13 protein-coding genes are annotated in these 19,852 nt (G+C 65.7%); 5 read left to right on the top strand and 8 right to left on the bottom strand.

Annotated elements, in window-relative coordinates; translation table 11 throughout:
• Position 1: 1 nt before the first annotated feature.
• On the bottom strand, positions 2-1,720 hold the full coding sequence (locus VK98_RS17185; protein ID WP_197083080.1) for a ShlB/FhaC/HecB family hemolysin secretion/activation protein: 1,719 nt from the start codon (positions 1,718-1,720) through the stop codon (positions 2-4).
• Positions 1,721-1,879: 159 nt separating this feature from the next.
• Positions 1,880-2,062 carry a hypothetical protein gene (locus VK98_RS23845; protein WP_156187923.1) on the bottom strand — a complete coding sequence of 61 codons (183 nt, stop codon included), beginning with the start codon at positions 2,060-2,062 and terminating at the stop codon, positions 1,880-1,882.
• Between VK98_RS23845 and VK98_RS17180 the strand changes: the two genes are divergently transcribed.
• Positions 2,061-7,742: an alpha-2-macroglobulin gene (locus VK98_RS17180; RefSeq protein WP_156187922.1), complete on the top strand. Its 5,682-nt coding sequence runs from the start codon at positions 2,061-2,063 to the stop codon at positions 7,740-7,742. The two genes, VK98_RS23845 and VK98_RS17180, sit on opposite strands and share 2 nt — an antisense overlap.
• A gap of 119 nt (positions 7,743-7,861) precedes the next feature.
• Here VK98_RS17180 and VK98_RS17175 read toward each other — a convergent pair whose 3' ends face one another.
• The gene (locus tag VK98_RS17175; protein WP_048415200.1) at positions 7,862-8,398 is read right to left on the bottom strand and encodes an AidA/PixA family protein; all 537 of its coding nucleotides are present in this window, start codon (positions 8,396-8,398) and stop codon (positions 7,862-7,864) included.
• A 78-nt stretch (positions 8,399-8,476) separates the two neighbouring features.
• Entirely contained in the window at positions 8,477-9,004 is a 528-nt protein-coding gene (locus tag VK98_RS17170) for an inclusion body family protein (protein WP_048415199.1), read from the bottom strand.
• Between the two features lie 347 nt (positions 9,005-9,351).
• On the opposite strand from VK98_RS17170, the gene pbpC reads away from it, so the two are divergent.
• Together pbpC and VK98_RS17160 are read left to right on the top strand one after the other, a co-directional pair.
• Positions 9,352-11,508: a penicillin-binding protein 1C gene (gene pbpC / locus VK98_RS17165; RefSeq protein WP_231589311.1), complete on the top strand. Its 2,157-nt coding sequence runs from the start codon at positions 9,352-9,354 to the stop codon at positions 11,506-11,508.
• A 73-nt stretch (positions 11,509-11,581) separates the two neighbouring features.
• Complete coding sequence (locus VK98_RS17160; protein WP_048415198.1) at positions 11,582-12,598, top strand: patatin-like phospholipase family protein; 1,017 nt, start codon at positions 11,582-11,584, stop codon at positions 12,596-12,598.
• A 164-nt stretch (positions 12,599-12,762) separates the two neighbouring features.
• On the opposite strand, the gene VK98_RS17155 is transcribed toward VK98_RS17160, so the two are convergent.
• From VK98_RS17155 to yedE, 3 genes are all read right to left on the bottom strand, one after another.
• The gene (locus VK98_RS17155; protein ID WP_082159100.1) at positions 12,763-14,298 is read right to left on the bottom strand and encodes an RICIN domain-containing protein; all 1,536 of its coding nucleotides are present in this window, start codon (positions 14,296-14,298) and stop codon (positions 12,763-12,765) included.
• A 137-nt stretch (positions 14,299-14,435) separates the two neighbouring features.
• Positions 14,436-14,675 carry a sulfurtransferase-like selenium metabolism protein YedF gene (gene yedF, locus VK98_RS17150; protein ID WP_048415196.1) on the bottom strand — a complete coding sequence of 80 codons (240 nt, stop codon included), beginning with the start codon at positions 14,673-14,675 and terminating at the stop codon, positions 14,436-14,438.
• Entirely contained in the window at positions 14,672-15,883 is a 1,212-nt protein-coding gene (gene yedE, locus VK98_RS17145; RefSeq protein WP_048415195.1) for a selenium metabolism membrane protein YedE/FdhT, read from the bottom strand. Before yedE ends, yedF begins: the two co-directional genes overlap by 4 nt.
• Before the next feature lie 198 nt (positions 15,884-16,081).
• Between yedE and VK98_RS17140 the strand changes: the two genes are divergently transcribed.
• Positions 16,082-17,119 (top strand): transporter, encoded by a 1,038-nt coding sequence (locus tag VK98_RS17140; protein WP_048415194.1) that lies wholly within the window; start codon positions 16,082-16,084, stop codon positions 17,117-17,119.
• 7 nt (positions 17,120-17,126) lie between these two features.
• On the opposite strand, the gene VK98_RS17135 is transcribed toward VK98_RS17140, so the two are convergent.
• Positions 17,127-18,032, bottom strand: coding sequence for a LysR family transcriptional regulator (locus VK98_RS17135; RefSeq protein ID WP_048415193.1), 906 nt, complete (start codon positions 18,030-18,032; stop codon positions 17,127-17,129).
• Between the two features lie 156 nt (positions 18,033-18,188).
• Here VK98_RS17135 and VK98_RS17130 point away from each other — a divergent pair, with 156 nt between their 5' ends.
• Entirely contained in the window at positions 18,189-19,742 is a 1,554-nt protein-coding gene (locus tag VK98_RS17130; RefSeq protein ID WP_048415331.1) for an MFS transporter, read from the top strand.
• Positions 19,743-19,852: the final 110 nt, after the last annotated feature.

Below are 19,852 nucleotides of genomic sequence, written 5' to 3'. Positions count from 1 at the left end.
ATCAAAATTGCAGGTTCAGACTGAAGCCCGACGCGGCGCCGGTCTGGAAACCGGCGGGTTTCTGGATGGGCCAGCCGGTGAACATGTCGTAGGACAGGCGCTTGAACAGGCTGCCGCGCATGCCGACCGCGCCGCCGGCCAGTTGCCGGCCTATCAACTGCGCGCTGGCGGCGCCGCTGACGCGGCCCAGGTCCAGCGCCAGATACAGTTCCTGGCCGCTGGGACCCATCGCCCAGGACAGCTCGTTGCGCCACAGCCAGCCGCGCTCGCTGGACAGGCTCAGGTCGCCGTCGAAACCGCGCACGGTGTAACGGCCGCCAATGGCGAACCGGTCTTGCGGCGCCAGCGCGCCCTTGCTCCACTGGCCTCGCCATTGGCTGTTGAGCCGCAGCTTTTGCGCGCCGATTTGCAGCGGCTGGTTGTAGCTCAGGTCCGCGGTCACGATGCTGGGCCGGGAGCTTCCGTTGCCGGTTTCTTCTTCCGGCGCGGGCAAGGCGCCCAGCATGCCGGTGCCGCGCCGCCAGTTGAGACCGGCGTCCAGCGTGGCGTCGCCCAGATAAGAACGCTGGTTCAGTCCCAGTTCCCAGCCTGCGGTCTGCCGGTGCTGCAGGCGGATTTCCGTGTCTTCGACGAAGTTGCGCGATTTGCGCTGGTAGGCTCGCAGGCTGAGCGTGGTCTTGTGCGCCTGGCTGCGATACACCACCCGCGACAGACTGAGCTGGCTGTTCTCGCTGTCGCCGCGGTACAGATATTTTTCGTTGGCGCCGGCGATGGTCTGGTGGTAACGGTAATCGTTGAGGCTCAAGCCCAGCTGCCAGTAACCCAGGGGCAGCGAGTAATGCAGCGAACGGCTTTTCGAGCCCAACGGGTCGTGCTGGAACAGGTCCTTGCCCTGGCTGTAATAGAACAGGTCGTTGACGGTGAGTAGATTGTCCAGCGACAGCGTGGCGCTGCCCTGATAACGGCCGGTGGCGTCGCTGCCGCCGTCGTCCAGGCTCAAGGACAGCCGGATGGGCAAGGCCTCTTTCCAGGCGATCACCAGATCGCTTTCGCCGTCTGCCCCGGCCGGCTCGATCTGGATGTCGGCGTCCGCCGTCGGCACTCGTTTGAAGTTTTCCAGCGCCTGTTCGATGTCGCGCAGGTTGAGCACGTCGCCCGGACGCGCCGGCAAGGCGTTGGACCAGCGCGCGCGCCATGACATCGGATCGGCGAAGCGGATGGCGTGGATGCGGCCGGGAACCAGCGTCAGGGTCAGCACGCCCGGTTTCAGATCCTGCGGCTTGACCAGCACCCGGGTGGTGACGTAGCCCTGTGCGATCAGGGCGTTCTGCACCCGCTTCATCGCCAGGTTGACCCCTTGCGCGCCTAGGCAACGGCCGGGGGCGTCGGCGGCGGCCAGCGCCCAGCGGAAACGCTCGGCCAGTTCCCCGGCCAAGCGCAGTTCATGGATGGCGAAGCACGGCGCTTCGCTGGCCGGATAGTCCGCCTGCGCATCGGCCTGGCGCGGCAGACGCACGTCGGGCGCCGCCGGCTGCGCCTGCTCTTGCAAGGCCCGCTCGCGCTCTTGTTGCAGAATCAGTTGCTGATTGGGAGACGGCAACTCCGCCGGCAGCTTGGACCAGGCCGGCGCGGCCAGGCAAAACGCGCTTAGCGACGCGAGAATGGCCCCGGCTGGCCGTTTTAACAGGAAGGCCACCGGTTTTAATTTAAAGTGCGACACTTACGAATGCTGGTTTTCTTGAAAACGGGCGATTCTATGACAAACGCCGCCTCTCCCCATCCGTATAACTACGTAACCCACGGGTGTGAATCTTCACACCAAATCGTTTGAAACATTTTGTTTTTATTAGGAATAAATGACCGACACCATTCCACCCCCTCATCCTTCCTTCTTTCCCGCCCGCTTGTCCGCAACGCATCCATCATGAAAATCTAAAATTCCGCTGAGGGCCGAGAAACCCCGGAACCAGGGCAAGCCGCCGCCGGTCTTTTTTACATCTCGCCCCTTGCCGCCGCTCCAGCCGCGTATAATTGCGATGGTATTTTCCGGAGCCTCGTCCATGTCTTTGCCATTCCGCCTTGCGCCCGCGCTTTTGGGTTTCGCCTGCGCCGCCGGCCTTGCCGCCGGCGTCACCACTTTCAGCCCCCAGGGCGAAGTCAAAGAAGTGCAGCAGGTGCGCGCCACCTTCAACAGCAGCATGATTCCGCTGGGCAATAGCGCCGCGCCGGCGCCGTTCGCCTGGAGTTGCGGCTTGAAGGCCAAGGGCCACTGGGTGGACGACAAGACCTGGGTGCTGGACGTGTCGGAAACCCCGGCTGCCAACACCGACTGCCGCTTCACGGCCAAGCCCGGCCTCAAGGATCTACAGGGCAAGGCCGTGGACACTGGCTTGAGTTTCCGCTTCTACACCGGCGCGCCGGTGGTGGTGGAGCGCTGGCCGCGCAACGGCCGCATAGAGGAAGACCAGGCCTTCGTGCTGCAATTCAACGGCGCCGGCGTGCCGGCCTCGTCCCTGTATTGCCAATCCTCCAGCTTGCCGGAGCGCATCCCGGTCCAGCCCTTGCCGGCCGGCGAGCGCGCGGCCCTGCTCAAGCATCTGAAACTGGAGCAGCAATCCGCCAAGGTGCTGACGCTGCGCTGTGGCCAACGGCTGGCGCCGGACAGCAAGCTCACCCTGGTGCACCAGCGCGGCGCGGCCGCGCCGGACCGGCTCAATTACCAGGTGCGGCCGCCGTTCACCGCCAATATGAGCTGCCTGCGCGAGAACGCAAAAGGCGCGTGCATCCCGTTCAAGCCCATCACCCTCAATTTCAGTTCGCCGGTGCCGGAAAAACTGGCGATGGCGATACGCCTGAGCGGCGCCGGCGCCGAGCGCGCTCCACAGGCGGAGGCGCGCGGCAAGGGCGAGCCGGTGGACAGCGTCAGCTTCGCACCGCCGTTCCCGCCGCTGGAAACGCTGACGCTGAAGTTGCCCAAGGACTTTGGCGACGAAGTGGGCCGGCCGCTGGTCAACGCCGAGCGCTTCCCGCTGGCCATCAAGCTGGCCGACTATCCGCCCTTGGCCAAATTCGCCGCCGCGCCGTTCGGCATCATCGAATCCGGCGCGGACGCGGCGCTGCCCATCACCCTGCGCGGGGTGGAGGGCGACCTCAACATCAAATCGGTGCAATTGGGCGGCCAGGCGCTGCGGCTGAACAAGGACCAGGACATGATGGCCTGGCTGGCCAAGGTGCTGCGCTATCACGAAAGCGCGCTGCCCGCCGGCAAGGACAAGACCATAGAAAGCCGGCGCTTGTCGCTGCTGGCCAAGGAAAAGGCCGCCCAGCCGCTGAAGCTGCCCAGCCAGCCTGACAAGCAGGGCAAATGGCCGTTCGAAGTGGTGGGCATCCCGCTGCCCAAACCCGGCCTCTACGTGGTGGAAGTGTCGTCCCGGCTGCTGGGCAAATCGCTGCTGGCCAGCACCAAGCCCATGTATGTGCGCACCGCCGCGCTGGTCACCAATATGGCGGTGCACTTCAAGAGCTCCAAGGAAAACGCCGCGGTGTGGGTGACCACATTGGACAAGGGCAAGCCGGTGCCGGCCGCCCGCGTCAACATCTACGATTGCAAGGGCAACGCGCTGTGGTCCGGCAAGACCGACGCCAAGGGCGTGGCCGCGGTCAAGTCCGTGCTGCCGGCCGGCAACTGCGACAACGAGGAACTGTCCGGCCTGTTCATCACCGCCGCCGCCAAGGACGCCAACGGCAACGACGACGTGTCCTTCGTCCGTTCCAGCTGGAACCGCGGCATCGAATCCTGGCGCTTCCCCTTCCCCACCCAGTGGAGCGACAGCCCCAATATCCTGGCCCACACCATCCTGGACCGCGCGCTGTTCCGCGCCGGCGAAACCGTGTCGATGAAGCATTTGCTGCGCACCCAGGTCAGCCGCGGCCTGGCCCAGCTCAAGCCCGGCCAGCTGCCGCAGCAACTGCGCATCGTCCACGACGGCAGCGGAGACGAAATCAGCCTGCCGCTGAGCTGGCGCAACGGCCGCTACGCGGAAAGCAGCTACGCGCTGCCCAAAGAAGCCAAGCTGGGCGAGTACACACTGTACCTGGAGCGCAAGGGCGCGCGCGGCCCGGACGACAAGGACAAGCCGTCCAGCCCGGAGCTGGACGGTTACTCGCTGCACAGCGGCAGTTTCCGGGTGGAGGAATTCCGCCTGCCCACCATGACCGGCCGCGTCTCCACGGTGAAGAACGCCGGCATCGCGCCCAAACAGCTGCCGCTCAACGTATCCCTGTCCTGGGGCAACGGCGGCCCGGCCAAGGGCTGGCCGGTGGAAGTCAGCGCCATGCTGGCCGACGCCTACCAACGCATCAAGGGCTATGAGGCTTACAGCTTCTCGCCGCCGCAGCGCCAGCGCGACCAGGCCGAATCCTCGCTGGACGGCAAAGTGCTGCTGGACAAGGCCGCGCTGCAGCTGGACGCCAACGGCAACGGCAAGACCACGCTGGACAAGCTGCCCAAGCTGGACCGCCGCTACGACCTGGTCACCGAGGCCGCCTACCGCGACCCCAACGGCGAAGTGCAAACCCTGACCCGCCGCATTCCCTTATGGCCGGCCGGCCTGCAAGTAGGCATCAGCGTGGACAGCTGGATCACCGCCGGCCGCGCGCTGCAGCTCAAGGCCGTGGTGCTGGACACCGCCGGCAAGCCGCTGGCCGGCAAGAACGTCAAGATCAGCCTGCGCGAACACCGCTACCTGTCCAGCCGCAAGCGGCTGGTGGGCGGCTTCTACGCCTGGGACCACAACGAAGAGACCGACGACAAGGGCAAGGTGTGCAGCGGCAGCACCGACGGCCGCGGGCTGATGTTCTGCGAAGTCAACCTCAAGGACGCCGGCGACATGGAGCTGATCGCCGAAGCCGCGGACGACAACGGCAATCTGGCGCAAAGCGCGCAATCGGTGTGGGTCAGCAAGCACGACGAATTGTGGTTCGACGTGGACAACAACGATCGCATCGACATCCTGCCGGAAAAAATCAGCTACGCGCCCGGCGAAACCGCCCGCTTCCAGGTGCGCATGCCCTTCCGCAAAGCCACCGCCTGGCTGGCGATTGAACGCGAAGGCGTGATCGAAACCCGGGTGGTGGAGCTGGAAGGCAAGAACCCGGTGATCGAACTCAAGATCGAGCCGGGCTGGACCCCCAACGTCTACGTCTCGGTGCTGGCGGTGCGCGGCCGCGTACGCGAGGTGCCGTGGTACTCCTTCTTCACCTGGGGCTGGAAAACTCCGAGCGAATGGTGGGACGCCTACTGGAACGAAGGCGGCGATTACACCCCGCCCACCAGCATGGTTGACCTGTCGCGGCCGGCCTTCAAATACGGCATCGCCGAAATCCAGGTGGGCGACGCCGCCAAGCGGCTGGACGTCACCGTGAGCCCGGCGCGCAAGAGCTACGGCATCCGCGAAACCGCCGAAGTGGCCATCCAGGTCAAGCTGCCCGGCGGCAAGCCGGCGCCGGCCGGCACTGAAGTGGCCTTCGCCGCGGTGGACGAAGCGCTGCTGGAACTGCAGCCCAACCGCAGCTGGGAACTGATGCAGGCGATGTACCAGCGCCACAGCTACGGCGTGGAAACCGCCACCGCCCAGCTGGAAGTGGTGGGCAAGCGCCATTACGGCCGCAAATCGCTGCCGCCGGGCGGCGGCGGCGGCAAGGCGCCCACCCGCGAACTGCTGGACACCCTGCTGCTGTGGCAGCCGCGCGTGGTGCTGGACGCCAACGGCAGCGCCCGCGTCAAAGTGCCGATCAACGACGCGCTGACCCGCTTCCGCCTGGTGGCGGTGGCCGACGTGGGCAATGATCTGTTCGGCACCGGCGAAGCCGGCTTCAACGTCACCCAGGACTTGCAGCTGAGTTCCGGCATCCCGCCGCTGGCGCGCGAAGGCGACCAGTTCAGCGCCGGCGTCACCGTGCGCAATGGCGGCGACAAGCCGCTCAAGGTCAAGGTCCAGGCCGGCGCGCCCGGCTTGCCGGACTTGCCGCCGCAGGAGATCAGCCTGCCGGTGGGCGAGGCGCGGTTGTTGAGCTGGCCGGTGACGGTGCCCAACGACGTCAAGGAATTGAAATGGAGCTTCAGCGCCCAGCAAGTGGACGGCAAGGCCGCCGACAAGCTGGCGGTGCGCCAGGAAATCGAGCCGGCTGTGCCCGTCACCGTGGAGCAGGCCACGCTGCAACGCGTGGCGCCGGAACTGAGCATCCCCGTCGCCTTGCCGCCGGGCGCCCTGCCCGGCCGCGGCGGCATCCGCGTCAGCCTGCAGGCCAAGCTGGGCAATGAACTGCCCGGCGTGCGCCGCTGGTTCCAGGACTACCCCTATGTCTGCCTGGAACAGCGCAGCTCGGTGGCCCTGGGCCTGGCCGACGCCAAGCGCTGGGATCAGCTGATGAGCGAACTGCCGCTGTATCTGGACGGCAGCGGCCTCGCCGCCTACTTCCCGCTGGCCGAAGGCGCGCCGGACCGCGGCAGCGACATCCTCAGCAGCTACCTGCTGGCCGCCGCCCACGAAGCCGGCGTCGCCATTCCGGAAGCTCAGCGCGCGCGGCTGCTGGACGGCCTGACCGCCTTCGTCGAGGGAAGGCTCAAGCGCGATCTGCCGCTGGGCCGCCAGGACGCCGACGCCCGCCGCCTGAGCGCGATGGAAGCGCTGGCGCGCTACGGACGCTTCCGTCCGGCCATGCTGGACGTGCTGGACCTCAATCCGCAGAAAATGAGCACCGCCATGCTGGTGGACTGGCTGGCTCTGCTGAACCGCGCCGCCGACGTTCCACAGCGCGCCGCGCGGCTGAGCGAGGCCGAGAACCTGCTGCGCGCGCGTCTCACCTACCAGGGCACGCGCATGGGCTTCAGCACCGAGGCCAGCGACAACGCCTGGTGGCTGATGGGCAGCGCAGACGTCAACGCCGCCAAGCTGCTGCTGACGGTGCGCAAGCTGCCGGGCTGGCAGGCGGACATGCCGCGCCTGCTCACCGGCCTGCTGGGGCGTCAGCAAAAAGGCCATTGGGGCACCACCACCTCCAATCTGTGGGGCAGCCTGGCCGTTGCGCAATTCTCGCGCCAGTTCGAAACCGCGCCGGTCAGCGGCCAGACCAGCGCCGCGCTGGGCGGCGCCAAGCTGAACCTGGCCTGGCCGCAGGAAGGCGTCAAACAGCTGGGCCTGCTGCCCTGGACCACAAACGGCGGCAGCCTGCAGCTCAAGCACGCCGGCGGCGGCGCGCCGTGGGCCACGGTGCAGGCCGAGGCCGCCATCGCGCTCAAGGCCCCGCGCTACGCCGGCTACAGCATCAAGAAAACGCTGAGCCCGGTCAGCCAGAAAACCAGCGGCCAGTACCAGCCCGGCGACGTGGTCAAGGTCACGCTGGAGATCCAGGCGCAAAGCGATATGACCTGGGTGGTGGTCAACGACCCGATCCCGGCCGGCGCCACCATCCTGGGCTCCGGCCTGGGCAGGGATTCGGCGATCAACGCCAAGGCGGACAACGACGGCGACCCCGCCGACTACGTGGAGCGGCGTTTCTCCGGCTACCGCGCCTACTACGGCTACGTGCCGCGCGGCGGCCTGAAAACCAGCTACACCATGCGCCTGAACAACCCCGGCGCCTTCAAGCTGCCGCCGACGCGGGTGGAAGCGCTGTACGCGCCGGACGTGTTCGGGATGTTGCCCAACCCGGTGTTCAAGGTTGGGAAAGGGGAAAATTAAGCCTGCGCCCCCTCTTTGGCCGATGTCAAAGAGGGGGCGCAGCAAGCGGGCAATGCCTCATGCCCGCGCGTCGACAGCTTTCGTTCAAGACAAAGGTCGCCGCCTTCGACAACCGCCGCTCATGGAATGACGATGGACACGCTGAGCACGCGCGTTCCCAGCCTTTCTCCAAAGGAGCCGTCGGACTTGGGGCGGCCGTAGAGATGGAGCGTGATGCGGAAATCTTCTCGACCAGAGTCCGTCACATCATGAGTCCAGTAAAAAAACGATGCTTTTTCAACATGGAGCCGCGTCATATTGATTTCGGAACTGGCGGCATCCTGCTCGGGCAGCAACTGCCCTCTTTTGCAGAGGCATGGAGCGGTGATCGAAGTGGCTGCTTGTCCGCCGAGGTGGTCAACGGCATAAGGGATGACGCCCATCCCCTGACTTGGAGAGGCGCTCGCGCCATACCAGCGTATCGTATTCCCCACCCTGGCATCGGGCAGAGACAATAGGAGCAGACCATTCTGTAAACGCTCCTCGACTAGGGTATGACTGGAAAAAACCCGTACCGCACCTTCATTGACTGCTGCGGGCGAATCCTCCCGCAGACCCAAGACGTTTTGCGGCACGTCCGGTTGCAGCGCCAGGGTCAAGTCGATAACCGGATTCATAATTCATCCTTACAATAGGTGAAGTGCCGGCAAGCTAAACAGTTTGCCGGCACTTCGGTTTCAATAAAACCTGATACTTCAAGAAACCTGGATAACCGGATCCCAATAGAAGTAACCAAGGGTTTTAACTTGATTGCCGCTTACTTGCTCGGTGATATAGAACCAAACCTGGTAATTTTCAGTGCCCGTGTCAGTCACGTTGCACCCAAGGTAGTAGTTTGGAATTTGTTGCGCGGTATAATTCAGGGGATCCACCACTTTGTCCGCATTCTGGTTGGGAATGGGCACCCAAGGTCTGGACTCGGTCGGAACCGGGATGGAGGTCACCTGACTGCCGGAGAATTTTTGGATTTTGTAAACGATAACGCTTTGGCTGACGTTCGAAGACAGAGACAATGCACGCCACCGGATCACATCGTCCACTTCAGCCTTCACCGCCAAATCAGCGGAAGCTTGTCCGCCAGTAACAAAACGGCTCTCCGCCACCATATAAACGTCCTGATGGGCGATGCCGGTTGGCTGTCCAGAGTTTTGGCTTGGACTAGGGTACTTGTTGAGAATGGTTTGCGTATCGAACACCATTTCAATGTTGACGATATTGCTCATCACTTCCTCCGTATATGGATCGTCTCAATAAGGCGAAATAATTTCACCCAAAGGCCATTTATTGATACAGCATGACCATGGGAATAGAACCTAGTGCAAATACCTAATTGACAACTTGCTTGCTGCAATATTTAATTACGATTAAAAATATTTGACCATGAAATATCACAATCAAAATCTATTTCTGTAAAATCAGCATGCAATGCATACCCCACCGCCATGCCATCCACTCCGCCGCAAACTCGGTCTCGCACATGACGCGCATCCTCCCTCTTCGACTGCTGCGCTCCAAACCTCCACGCCATGCCTGCCTTTGCGAGCAAACCTCCATAAAGGGATGGACGTGGTTGGCGGCGCTGGCTTTGTGCGGCGCCGCCGCCCAGGCGCAGGCCCAGCCCAGTTTTCAGCAGGTCAAGGCGGAATGGCGGCCGTCTGACGTGGTGGTGCTGGACCGCAACGGCCAGCCCCTGCAGCGGCTGCGAGTGGACAAGCAAGGCCGGCGGCTGGACTGGGTGAGTCTGGCCGACACTTCGCCGGCCTTCCGCCACGCGCTGGTGGTGTCGGAAGACCGGCGCTTCTACCAGCACAGCGGCGTGGACTGGTCCGGCGTGGCCGCGGCGGCCTGGGGCAATCTGTGGAACACCCGCACCCGCGGCGCGTCCACGCTGACCATGCAGTTGGCCGGCTTGCTGGACAACGACCTCAAGATAGGCCGCAACGGCCGCAGCCTGTGGCAGAAAATGGGCCAGGGCTGGTCCGCCGCCTGGCTGGAAACGCATTGGAGCAAGGCGCAGATCCTGGAGGCTTACCTGAATCTGGTGGGTTTCCGTGGAGAGTTGGTGGGCTTGTCCGCGCTGTCCGCCACCTTGTTCGGCAAACTGCCGGCCGGCCTCAATCTGGAAGAATCCGCCATCGCGGTGGCCTTGATCCGCGCGCCCAACGCCGCGCCGGACAAGGTGGCCGCCCGCGCTTGCCGCATCCTGCAGGACATGCGCCGCCAGCCCAACTGCGCGGCGCTGGCGGTTCGCGCCCGCCAGGCGCTGGCGCAAAGCCGCGCCGCCAATCCGCTGGCGGAGCAGGACGCGCCCCACTTCGCGCAAAAACTGCTGCAACGCCAGCCGCTGGCGGCCGGCAGCCGTGTCGGCTCCACTCTGGACCTGGGCCTGCAACGCTACGCCGTCTCGGTGCTGCGCCGCCACCTGGCCGCGCTGGCGCAACGCAATGTGCAGGACGGCGCGCTGGTGGTGCTGGACAACGCCAGCGGCGACATCCTGGCCTGGGTGGGCTCCAGCGGCCGCGGCCTGTCCAACGCCGCCGAAGTGGACGGCGTCACCTCGCTGCGCCAGGCCGGCTCCACGCTCAAGCCCTTCCTCTACCAGCTGGCGCTGGAGCGCCGTTACCTGAGCGCCGCCTCCCTGCTCAACGACAGCCCGCTGGACCTGCAAACCGGCTCTGGGCTGTACGCGCCGCAAAACTACGCCAAGGACTTCAAAGGCCTGGTGTCGGCGCGCACCGCGCTGGCCTCCTCGCTCAATGTGCCGGCGGTGCGCGCCATCGAAATGGTGGGCCCCAACGCGCTGCGCGACCGCCTGTACCGGCTGGGCCTGAGCAGCCTGCAACAGGACGGCGACTACTACGGCTACAGCCTGGCGCTGGGCGCCGCCGACATCCGCCTGCTGGAACTGGCCAACGCCTACCGCACCCTGGCCAACCAGGGCCTGGCCAGCCCTGCCCGCTGGACGCTGGCGGACCCAAAACCCAAACCGCAGCGGCAGCTGGACGCCGCCAGCAGCTTCATCATCGCCGACATCCTGTCCGACCGCACCGCGCGCGCGCGCACCTTCGGCCTGGAAAGCGCGCTGTCCACCCGCTACTGGAGCGCGGTCAAGACCGGCACCAGCAAGGACATGCGCGACAACTGGGCGGTGGGCTTCTCGCGCCAGCGCACCGTGGCGGTGTGGGTGGGCAACGCCGCCGGCGAGCCGATGTGGGACGTATCCGGCATGCACGGCGCGGCGCCGGTGTGGCAGGCGGTGCTGGACCGCGCCCAGCAAGGCGCTCCGGCCTCCCTGCCGCCGGCCCCGCCGCCCGGCGTGGTGAGCCAGAACGTGCGCTACGAGGGCGATGTCGAAGCCAGCCGGCGCGAATGGTTTCTGGCCGGCACCGAGCGCGCGCTGATCGTGCCGGAGCGCGGCGGCACCAGCCAGACGCCCGGCATCGCCGCGCCGGTGGACGGCAGCGTCTACGCGCTGGATCCGGACATCCCGCCGGCCAATCAGCGTCTGCTGCTGCGCGCGCGCGGCGTGGCCCGCCCGCAATGGTGGCTCAACGGCAAGCGCCTGGGCTCAGGCGCCAGCCTGCCCTGGTTCCCCTGGCCCGGCCGCCACGCGTTGGAACTGCGCGACGCCAAGGGCCTGGTGGTGGAGAAAATCCGCTTTGAAGTCCGCGGCGCGGTGGCCGTGCCTGGCCGAAAGGCCGGCAAAGCCGGGTCCCGCGTCAACTGATAGCAGCAAACGCCGCTTCATGCCATAAACATAAATGGCGAGTCGATTTCATCTCAACGACAAGGAGCGGCACATGAAATATTCATTCGAAAACCTGGCTCTATCCGGCGGCGGCGTCTGGGGCATCGCCTACCTGGGCATGTTGGAGGAACTGGAAAAGGCCGGCGCGCTGGCGCAAATCCAACGCGTGGTCGGCGCCTCCGCCGGCGCCATCTCTTCCATGCTGATCAGCTTCCAGCTCAGCGCAGCCGAGACCAAGAAGCTTGCAGACTCCTTGGTCTATAGCAAAATCCCGCAAAAAACCACCGAGCCGCGCTCGGTGCAACTGGACGCCGCCTACCACGCCTTCCAGGCCCATGCGCCGGGCATCACGCCCGACGACTTCGTCTGCCTGCTGCGGCTGATCAACAAGAAGGGCTGGTACTCCAGCGAATATTTCTACCACTGGCTGCAAGGCGTGGTCGCCAGTCAGTTCAAGGATGGCCGGCCGGGCAAGAAATACACTTTCGCCGATTTCGCCAACCCCGCACTGCACAAGAACGAACAAGCCTTCCGCCAGCTCCATGTGATCGGCTGCGACGCCAACACTCACCAGGCCATGGTGTTCTCCACCGAACTGACCCCGAACGTGGAAGTGGCCGAGGCGGTGCGCATCTCCATGTCCATCCCCTTCTTCTTCGAGGCGCAGAATTTCACCTACCCAGGCCAGGAAACCGGTGTGTTCGTAGACGGCGGCACCATCTGGAACTACCCGATCAACTTCTTCGACGACAAGTACCCAGCAAAGCCAAAGCAGGGAGAAGAGAAGGAGGAGAAAACCTTCGGCGCCCGTTTCGACGCGCCACCGGGCGAGCCGTCGTCGGACGCCAACCTGATCCAACACATCCAGAATATCACCCAGAGCGCCTGGCAAGCGCAAAACCTGAACTACCAGCATTCGCCGCGGGATCAGGCGCGCAGCATCAATATTCCCACCGAAGGCGTCTTGGCCACGGACTTCAATATCAAGACCGGTGACGACAAGTATCAGCGGCTATTCGAGGCCGGCGCCGCCGCCACCCGCGCCTTCCTCGCCGGCTGCGAACGCTAAGAAGCGGTTCAAAGTCTCGCGAGCCAGAGCGAGGCAAGGCGAAAACAGCTGAGAAAGCGGAATGTACAAGCGGTACATGAGCATTTCGAAGGTGTTTTCAACGCCGTATCGTCGCAGCGCAGCAGATCGTAACAGCCGCCCGCGCCTGACGGCGCGGGCGGTGCTCACTCCGCGGCCAGCAAGCGCCAGCGCTGATTCGCGCCGCCGTGGCAGCTCCATTGAATCAGCTGCTGGCCCGCCTGGGCCGAACCATTGGCCACATCCACGCATTTGCCTGCCTGCGCGCCCACCAGGCTATACCCGCCGGCGCCGTCCGCCTTCAGGCTGAAACGCTGATTGGCCTGGCCGCTGCACGGCCACTGGATCAGCTTGCCTCCATCCTGCTTGGACCCGCCCTCCACATCCAGGCACTGTCGGGAGTGCGCGGCGGTCAATTGAAAAGCGTCGCCGCTGACGGCCAGCTGCCATACCTGGTTCTGCCCGGCGGCGGCCTGCTGCACCACCGCCGCGCCGGCGGCCGCGCTATTGTCCTTGACCGTCAGCCACAGCCCGCTGCTCGCCGACTGCAGCCGGTAAGACTTGCCGGCCTGCGGCCCGACGGCGCTGCTGTCTATCAACTTGCTTGCGCGCGCGTCGCTACGGTCCAGCACGTCGGTCAGCGTCAAGCTCACTTGCAGCTTGACCGGCGCCGGCGTTCCCGCCGGCAGCTTCAAATTGACCGCGCGGCGCTCGCCGGAGATTTCGCCGCCTTGCGCCAAGGTCTTGCCGCTGGCGGTGTCGCTTACGCTGAGCTGGTATTTGAACTGCGGCGCGCCATAGGGGCTGGTTTGCCAGCTCACCGTCACCGCGCGCGCGGCGGCGTCGTAAGCCGCGTTCAGCTGATCGATCTTGGCCGGATCCGCTTCCGGCGCGGCCGGGCGGCGGGTGGTGGAAATCAGCGGCGATTGAAAACCGGCCAGCGGCGCGCCCTGCTGCATCACAAAGCGTCCCTGCGAGGACACCGCGTGCTGCTTGGCCTGCGCCGGCGTCAGCTCGGTAACGGTGGGCGTGGCTCGGGTGATCGCCTGCCAGCCCTGCGCGCCGCGCGCCCAGACATCGTAGTACTCGGCGGTGCGGGTCACGTCCTTGGCCTGGCCGCTCCAGTTCTCGATGAAGCTGTTGGCGGACTGAGCGGCGAAATCGACATTGGCCACCGGGAAATCGAAAGTGGCGTGGTGGGTCCAGACCCGCGTGGCCGCGTCCCGCGTCCACATGCCAAAGTAGGTGTGGCCGTTTTGCTGCCAGTTGCGCACCAGGGACGTCACCGGCTGGCCCAGCGTCCACTTGGTCTGCAAGTCGAAATACTTCAGCCCCTCGCCCTCGCCGCCAAAACGCTCCACCTTGGCGCCGGGCTTGGCGTACACCGCGCGGATGGGGATGCCGCGCACCGATATCGGATCCCAGATCGAAAAGATATAGGCCGGCGCGCCGTTGTTGTGGCTCTGAATGCCGGTGTAGCCGCCGGCCTCGCGGCCGCCGTTCCAGCCCAGGGTCTCGTAATAGGTATGCTGATGCGTGTTCAACACCTTCACCGTCATCATCAGAATGTCGGCGGAAACATTGGGGTAATTGAGATGGGCGGAACCGGTACCGGCCAGCGCCGGCACGACGGGAACACAGATAAGGGCCAAGCGGGCGACGCCGCGGCTGAGTGAAAACATGGCAACACCTTTATCCAATGAGGGAAACCATGGCCGGCCGCATACGACAACGGCCTGCCGCCAAACACTTAACAAGTGAGTGAACCACAGGCCGCCAGGTTCCGCCTCTACGGCGGAATGGCACTATTTACACCGGCTCAACGCTGGATCAGATAGCGTATCGTCGGGCCGTCCTGCTGGATTTCCAGCACGGTGTAGCCATGATTCTTGGCGTCCAGCGGGATGTTGTTGATCGACTGCGGGCAATCGGTCACCACCTCCAGGATTTCGCCCGGCCGCAGCTGCGGCATCGCCTCCAGCGTGGCCACCGCCGGATACGGGCAAGGCTCGCCCATCATGTCCAAACGGTAATTGGGGGTATAACTCTGCTTGCTCATGCCGCCTCCTTGCTGAATCTCGCCGCCTGCGCCTTATTGGCGAAAAAGCGTTTTTCCCACCACAACACCGCCAGCATCGCCAGCGCCAACATCGCGTAAGTCAACACCAGGCCGCCTTGCGGACCAAACACCGCCAGCAGGTTGACCTTAGCGTAATCGGTGGCCACCGCCGGCGCAATGTCGTCCCACCACGCCGCCAGCAAGGTGGCGCCGACGATATTGCCCAGCCCCACCCACCAGTAATGCACCTGGCCCTCCACCGCGCGGTACATCCAGCCGGTTTCGCAACCGCCGGCCAGCACGATGCCGAAGCCGAACAAGACCCCGCCTATCACCGCGTTGGGGCCGGCCCACAGAATCTTGGGCGGCACGCCCAACTGCACATAGCTGTACACGCCGATCACGCTGACCGCCATGCCGGCGATGATGGCCTTGGCCATTTGGGTGCGGCCGGTCAGCCACAGGTCGCGGAAGGCCGAGGTGAAGCACACTTGGGCACGCTCGATGATCAGGCCGAAAGCCAGGCCGAACAAGGCCGCCAGTCCCAGCTTGGGCATGGAGAAGGTCCGCGCCAGCGCCCACAGCGTGAAGGCGACGAAAATCAGCATGCCCAGGCGGAAGCGGCGCCGCGCCTGATCCTCGCGCTGCTGCAAGGGCTGCGGCGCGCTCACCTTCTGCAGCTTCACCGGAATGCGGAACACCGGCAGCATGGTCACCCGCGCGCCAAACCAGGAACCGGCCGCCGTAGCCAGCGCAAACAGCCAGGCGTGCAAGGAAAACTGCGGAATGCCGGTGAAGAAGGCCGCCAGATTGCAGCCCATCGCCAAGCGCGCGCCAAAGCCGGCGATCAGGCCGCCCAGCACCGCCTGCAGGATGCGCACGCGATGATGCGGCATGCGCAGCTTGACGTTGTTGGCCCACAAGGCCGCGGACAGGCAGCCGGCGAACATGCCGATGATCATCATGCCGTCCACGCGGTCCAAGGGCGTGCCCTCAAGATGGATCACCTTGAAATAGCCCCAGGTTTCCGGGTGAAAACCGAACAACTGCAAAGCGTGGCCGCCCCAGCGCGTGAACTCCCCGGTCACCGCCCAGAAGGTGCCGGTAATGCCGAAATAATAAGCGGACAACACCCCGGCGGCGATCACCGCCGGCACCGGCGCCCAAAAGCGCACCAGGTATTGCATCTTGAAATCCTGCCAAGTCATGGCTCAGACGTCTCCCAATAAAAAAACCCGCCCGCGGGCAGGGTCAAAAGCACAGGCTTGGCATTGTAAAGCAACACGTCGGCCTCTTCAGCCGTGAATTGTCGCACCGGGCCGCCATCTGCGGCAAACCTAAAAGTCCAGCGAGCGCACCGTCACCATTCCGTCATCCGCCGCGCCTAAGCTGTACCGTATCCCACCATGTCGGCCGCGCGCCATGCCCCCCCCCCCATCGCACAGCAACAATACGGTTCGGACCAGGCCGGGCTGATCTACAGTTTTTGTTTTCATCCGGACGGCGCCGGCGCGGAGATTGACTCCGCCCAGGCGCAAGCCTGGCTGCGCGCGCCGCCGGACGGCGACGCCTTTCTGTGGCTGCATTTCAATCTGGCCAATGCCGCCAGCGAGCGCTGGCTGCGCGCGGCCTTGCCGCTGCAGGAGGATTTCTTCGAGGCGCTGCGCGGCGGCTCCAATTCCACTCGCATCGAGTTGCTGGATCAGGCCTTGCTGGCGGTGATCAACGATGTGGCCTTCAGCTTTGGCCTGGCCTCGTCGGACATCGCCACCCTGTGGGCGCATGCGCAGCCGCGGGTGCTGATCACCGCGCGGGTCAAGCCGCTGCACTCGGTGGACCGGCTGCGCGCGGCGGTGCGCGGCGGCGCGGCCTTCCGTTCGCCGGCGGCCTTGCTGGTGCACTTGCTGCAGAACCAGGCTGACGCGCTGGCCGGCATTGTGCGCGCCAGCGGCGCGCAGGTGGATGTGCTGGAGGACCGGCTGCTGGCGCAAAGGCTGGACGACCAGCGCGCGCAGCTTGCGGCGATGCGCCGCTCCCTGGTGCGCCTGCAACGCCTGCTGGCGCCGGAACCCAGCGCGCTGTTCCGGCTGCTGAACCGGCCGCCGGCCTGGCTGGACGCCGCCGACGCGCAGGCGCTGCGCCAGTCGTCGGAGGAATTTGCGTTAACGCTCAACGATCTGGCGGCGCTGGTGGAGCGCATCAAGCTCTTGCAAGAGGAGCTGGCGGCGCGCCTGAACGAGCAAAGCAACCGCACCCTGTTCACGCTGACCCTGGTCACGGTGCTGGCGCTGCCCATCAATATCGTCGCCGGCTTCTTCGGCATGAACGTGGGCGGCGTGCCTCTGGCCAATCATCCGCACGGCTTCTGGGTGCTGGTGCTGCTGGTGGCCAGCTTCAGCCTGCTGGCCGGCTGGTGGGCGTTCCGCCGTCAGCGCGGCGTGTAGGCGGCCCTCACGCGGCCCCGCCTGCCGGCGCGAACATCCGCTGGCACAGAAAATCCACGAAGACGCGCAGCTTGGGCGACAGCTGGCGGCTGGACGGCCACAGCACATGGAACATGCCGGTCTGGCCCAGATAAGGCTCCAGCACGGTTTGCAGCCGGCCGGCGGCCAACGCGTCGCGCACGATGAAGTCCGGTAGGTAAGCCAGGCCCTGATCCTGGCTGGCGGCGCAGATCAGCGCCTCGATATTGTTGCAGCTCATGGCGCTGCTGGGCGGCCAGTCCTGGCCGGCCGGCGCGCCGTCCAGCGCCCAGGCTTGCAGCTTGCCGGTGCTGGGGAAGCGGTAGCGCAGGCAGGCGTGCTGGGCCAGGTCCTCCGGGCTTTGCGGCGTGCCGCGATCGCGCAGATAGCCGGGCGAGCCCACCACCAGCAGGCGAAACGGCCCCAAGGGCCGCGCCATCAGCCGGGAATCCGCCAGCGGGCCGCTGCGCACCACCGCGTCCAGGCCCTCTTCTATCACGTCCACCATGCGGTCGGAAAAATCCAGGTCCAGCTCCACTTCCGGATAACGCTGCATGAAGTCCGGCAGGATGGGCAGCAGCATGCGATAGCCCACCACCGGCAGGCTGACCCGCAGCTTGCCGCGCGGCGCGGCGCGGCTCTGCGCCAGTTCGGCCTCGGCGTCGTCGATGTCGTCCAGGATGCGGCGGCAGCGTTCGTAGAACAGCTCGCCCTCCGCCGTCAGCCGCACATGGCGGGTGCTGCGCTGGAACAGCCGCACCCCCAGCTTCTCCTCCAGCCGCGCCACGCTCTTGCCCACGGCGGACGAGGACACGCCCAGCGCGCGTCCGGCGCCGACGAAGCTTTGCGCCTCCGCCGCGCGCACAAAGGCGGCCAAGCCGCTCAAACTATCCATGAAGCCCTCAATTAAAGAGTTTTTGTCCGCTTAATTTGGACACATCGCCTGTTTTTCGTCAATTGCCGTCAAATTATCATGTGTTCGCCCAATGACCATCCGCATCCGCCCGCCGCGCCGCGCGGGCGCTTGTCCCACTCTTTGAAAGGCGAAATCATGCATCCCTCCAAACCGGCGCCCTCCCAACGCGCTCCTTTACTGACCCTGGCCGCGGTCTGCCTGGCCGCGCTGACCACGCCGCTCAGCTTCACCGGCCCGGCGCTGGCCTTGACCGCGATAGGCCGCGAGCTGGGCGGCAGCGCTCAAGCGCTGACCTGGGTCACCAACGCTTTCATGCTCACTTTCGGCGGCTGCCTGATGGCGGCCGGCGCGCTGGCGGATCAATACGGCCGCAAACGGGTGTTCATGCTCGGCATCGGCCTGTTCTCGCTGTCCTCGCTGGGCTTGTTCCTGGTCGGCAGCCTGCTGTGGCTGGACTTGCTGCGCGCGGCCCAGGGCCTGGGCGCGGCGCTGTCCTTCGCCAGCGGCCTGGCCGCGCTGGCGCAAAGCTTCGCCGGCGCGGCGCGCACGCGGGCCTTCAGCCTGATAGGCACCACCTTCGGCATCGGCCTGGCCTTCGGCCCCCTGCTGTGCGGCTTTATGATCCAGGCCTGGGGTTGGCGCTCCATTTTCGCGCTGGCCGGCCTGGTGGGCCTGCTCTCCCTGGGCCTGGCCGCCTATTGCATGCGCGAATCGCGCGATCCGCAGGCCGCCGGCCTGGATTGGCCGGGCGCGCTCAGCTTCACGCTGGCACTGAGCCTGCTGACTTACGGCGCGCTGGCGGCGCCGGAGCTGGGCTGGGGCAACCCGCAGGTGATCGGCCTGTTGCTGGGCTCGGCGGCGGCGTTCTGGCTGTTCGTGGCGCTGGAGCGGCGCGCGGCGCGGCCGATGCTGGACCTGAGCCTGTTCCGCTATCCGCGCTTCGTCGGCGTGCAATGCCTGGCCGCCGCGCCGGCTTACGCCTTCGTGGTCTTGCTGGTGCTGCTGCCCTTGCGCCTGGTGGCCGCGGAAGGCGTCAGCGAGGCGGAGGCCGGCCGGGTGATGCTGGCCTTGTCCGCGCCGATGTTGGTGCTGCCGCTGTGCGCGGCCTGGCTGACGCGCTGGCTGTCCGCCACGGTGCTGTCCGCCGGCGGCTTGCTGTTGTGCGCGCTGGGGCTGTGGTGGCTCAGCCACTATCCACAGCTGTCCGCGTTGCAGCAGACGCTGTGGCCCTTGCTGTTGATAGGCGTGGGCATCAGCCTGCCCTGGGGCCTGATGGACGGCCTGGCGGTCAGCGTGGTGCCCAAGGAGCGCGCCGGCATGGCCGCAGGCATTTTCAGCACCACGCGGGTGGCCGGCGAAGGCATAGCGCTGGCCTTGGTGGGCGCGCTGCTGGCGGGGCTGCTGCAGCAGCGGCTGGCGCCGCTGTCCGCGGCGGCGCCGCAGACCTTGGCCGAGGCCGCCAGCCTGGGGGCCTTGGGCAAGCTGGCCGCCGTAGGCGAGCTGTTGCCAGGTCTGTCTTCCGAAACGCTGTCCCAGGCCTACGCCGCCGCCTTCCAGCGGCTGTTGACGGTGCTGTCCGTCCTGACCGTGCTCAGCGCGCTGGTGGTGGCGCTGTTCCTGCGCGGAGCCGGCCAGGCGCAGCCGGAGGAGACCGCCGCGGAACCGGCGCTGGATTCCGCCTGCTCTTGAGCGAGGACGCCGGTTTGCCTTCCCGCGAGCCGGCGCTCAGAACGTGTTTACGATCTCGCGCGCTAAGGTGAGACAAGGCGAAAACCGCTGAGAAAGCGGAGTGTACACAC

The sequence above is a fragment of the Chromobacterium sp. LK11 genome (assembly GCF_001043705.1).
Taxonomy (GTDB): Bacteria; Pseudomonadota; Gammaproteobacteria; order Burkholderiales; family Chromobacteriaceae; genus Chromobacterium; species Chromobacterium alkanivorans.
The sequence above is the reverse complement of the archived record's forward strand: the minus strand, read 5'-3'. Positions and strand labels throughout refer to the sequence as shown.

What these genes read in the sequence shown, in the direction of transcription:
- VK98_RS17175 (WP_048415200.1), bottom strand. Translation starts at nt 8,398, where the DNA reads ATGAATCCGGTTATCGACTTGACCCTGGCGCTGCAACCGGACGTGCCG.
- VK98_RS17180 (WP_156187922.1), top strand. Translation starts at nt 2,061, where the DNA reads ATGTCTTTGCCATTCCGCCTTGCGCCCGCGCTTTTGGGTTTCGCCTGC.
- VK98_RS17135 (WP_048415193.1), bottom strand. Translation starts at nt 18,032, where the DNA reads ATGGATAGTTTGAGCGGCTTGGCCGCCTTTGTGCGCGCGGCGGAGGCG.
- VK98_RS23845 (WP_156187923.1), bottom strand. Translation starts at nt 2,062, where the DNA reads ATGGACGAGGCTCCGGAAAATACCATCGCAATTATACGCGGCTGGAGC.
- yedE (WP_048415195.1), bottom strand. Translation starts at nt 15,883, where the DNA reads ATGACTTGGCAGGATTTCAAGATGCAATACCTGGTGCGCTTTTGGGCG.
- VK98_RS17130 (WP_048415331.1), top strand. Translation starts at nt 18,189, where the DNA reads ATGCATCCCTCCAAACCGGCGCCCTCCCAACGCGCTCCTTTACTGACC.
- VK98_RS17160 (WP_048415198.1), top strand. Translation starts at nt 11,582, where the DNA reads ATGAAATATTCATTCGAAAACCTGGCTCTATCCGGCGGCGGCGTCTGG.
- VK98_RS17140 (WP_048415194.1), top strand. Translation starts at nt 16,082, where the DNA reads ATGTCGGCCGCGCGCCATGCCCCCCCCCCCATCGCACAGCAACAATAC.
- VK98_RS17155 (WP_082159100.1), bottom strand. Translation starts at nt 14,298, where the DNA reads ATGTTTTCACTCAGCCGCGGCGTCGCCCGCTTGGCCCTTATCTGTGTT.
- VK98_RS17170 (WP_048415199.1), bottom strand. Translation starts at nt 9,004, where the DNA reads ATGAGCAATATCGTCAACATTGAAATGGTGTTCGATACGCAAACCATT.
- yedF (WP_048415196.1), bottom strand. Translation starts at nt 14,675, where the DNA reads ATGAGCAAGCAGAGTTATACCCCCAATTACCGTTTGGACATGATGGGC.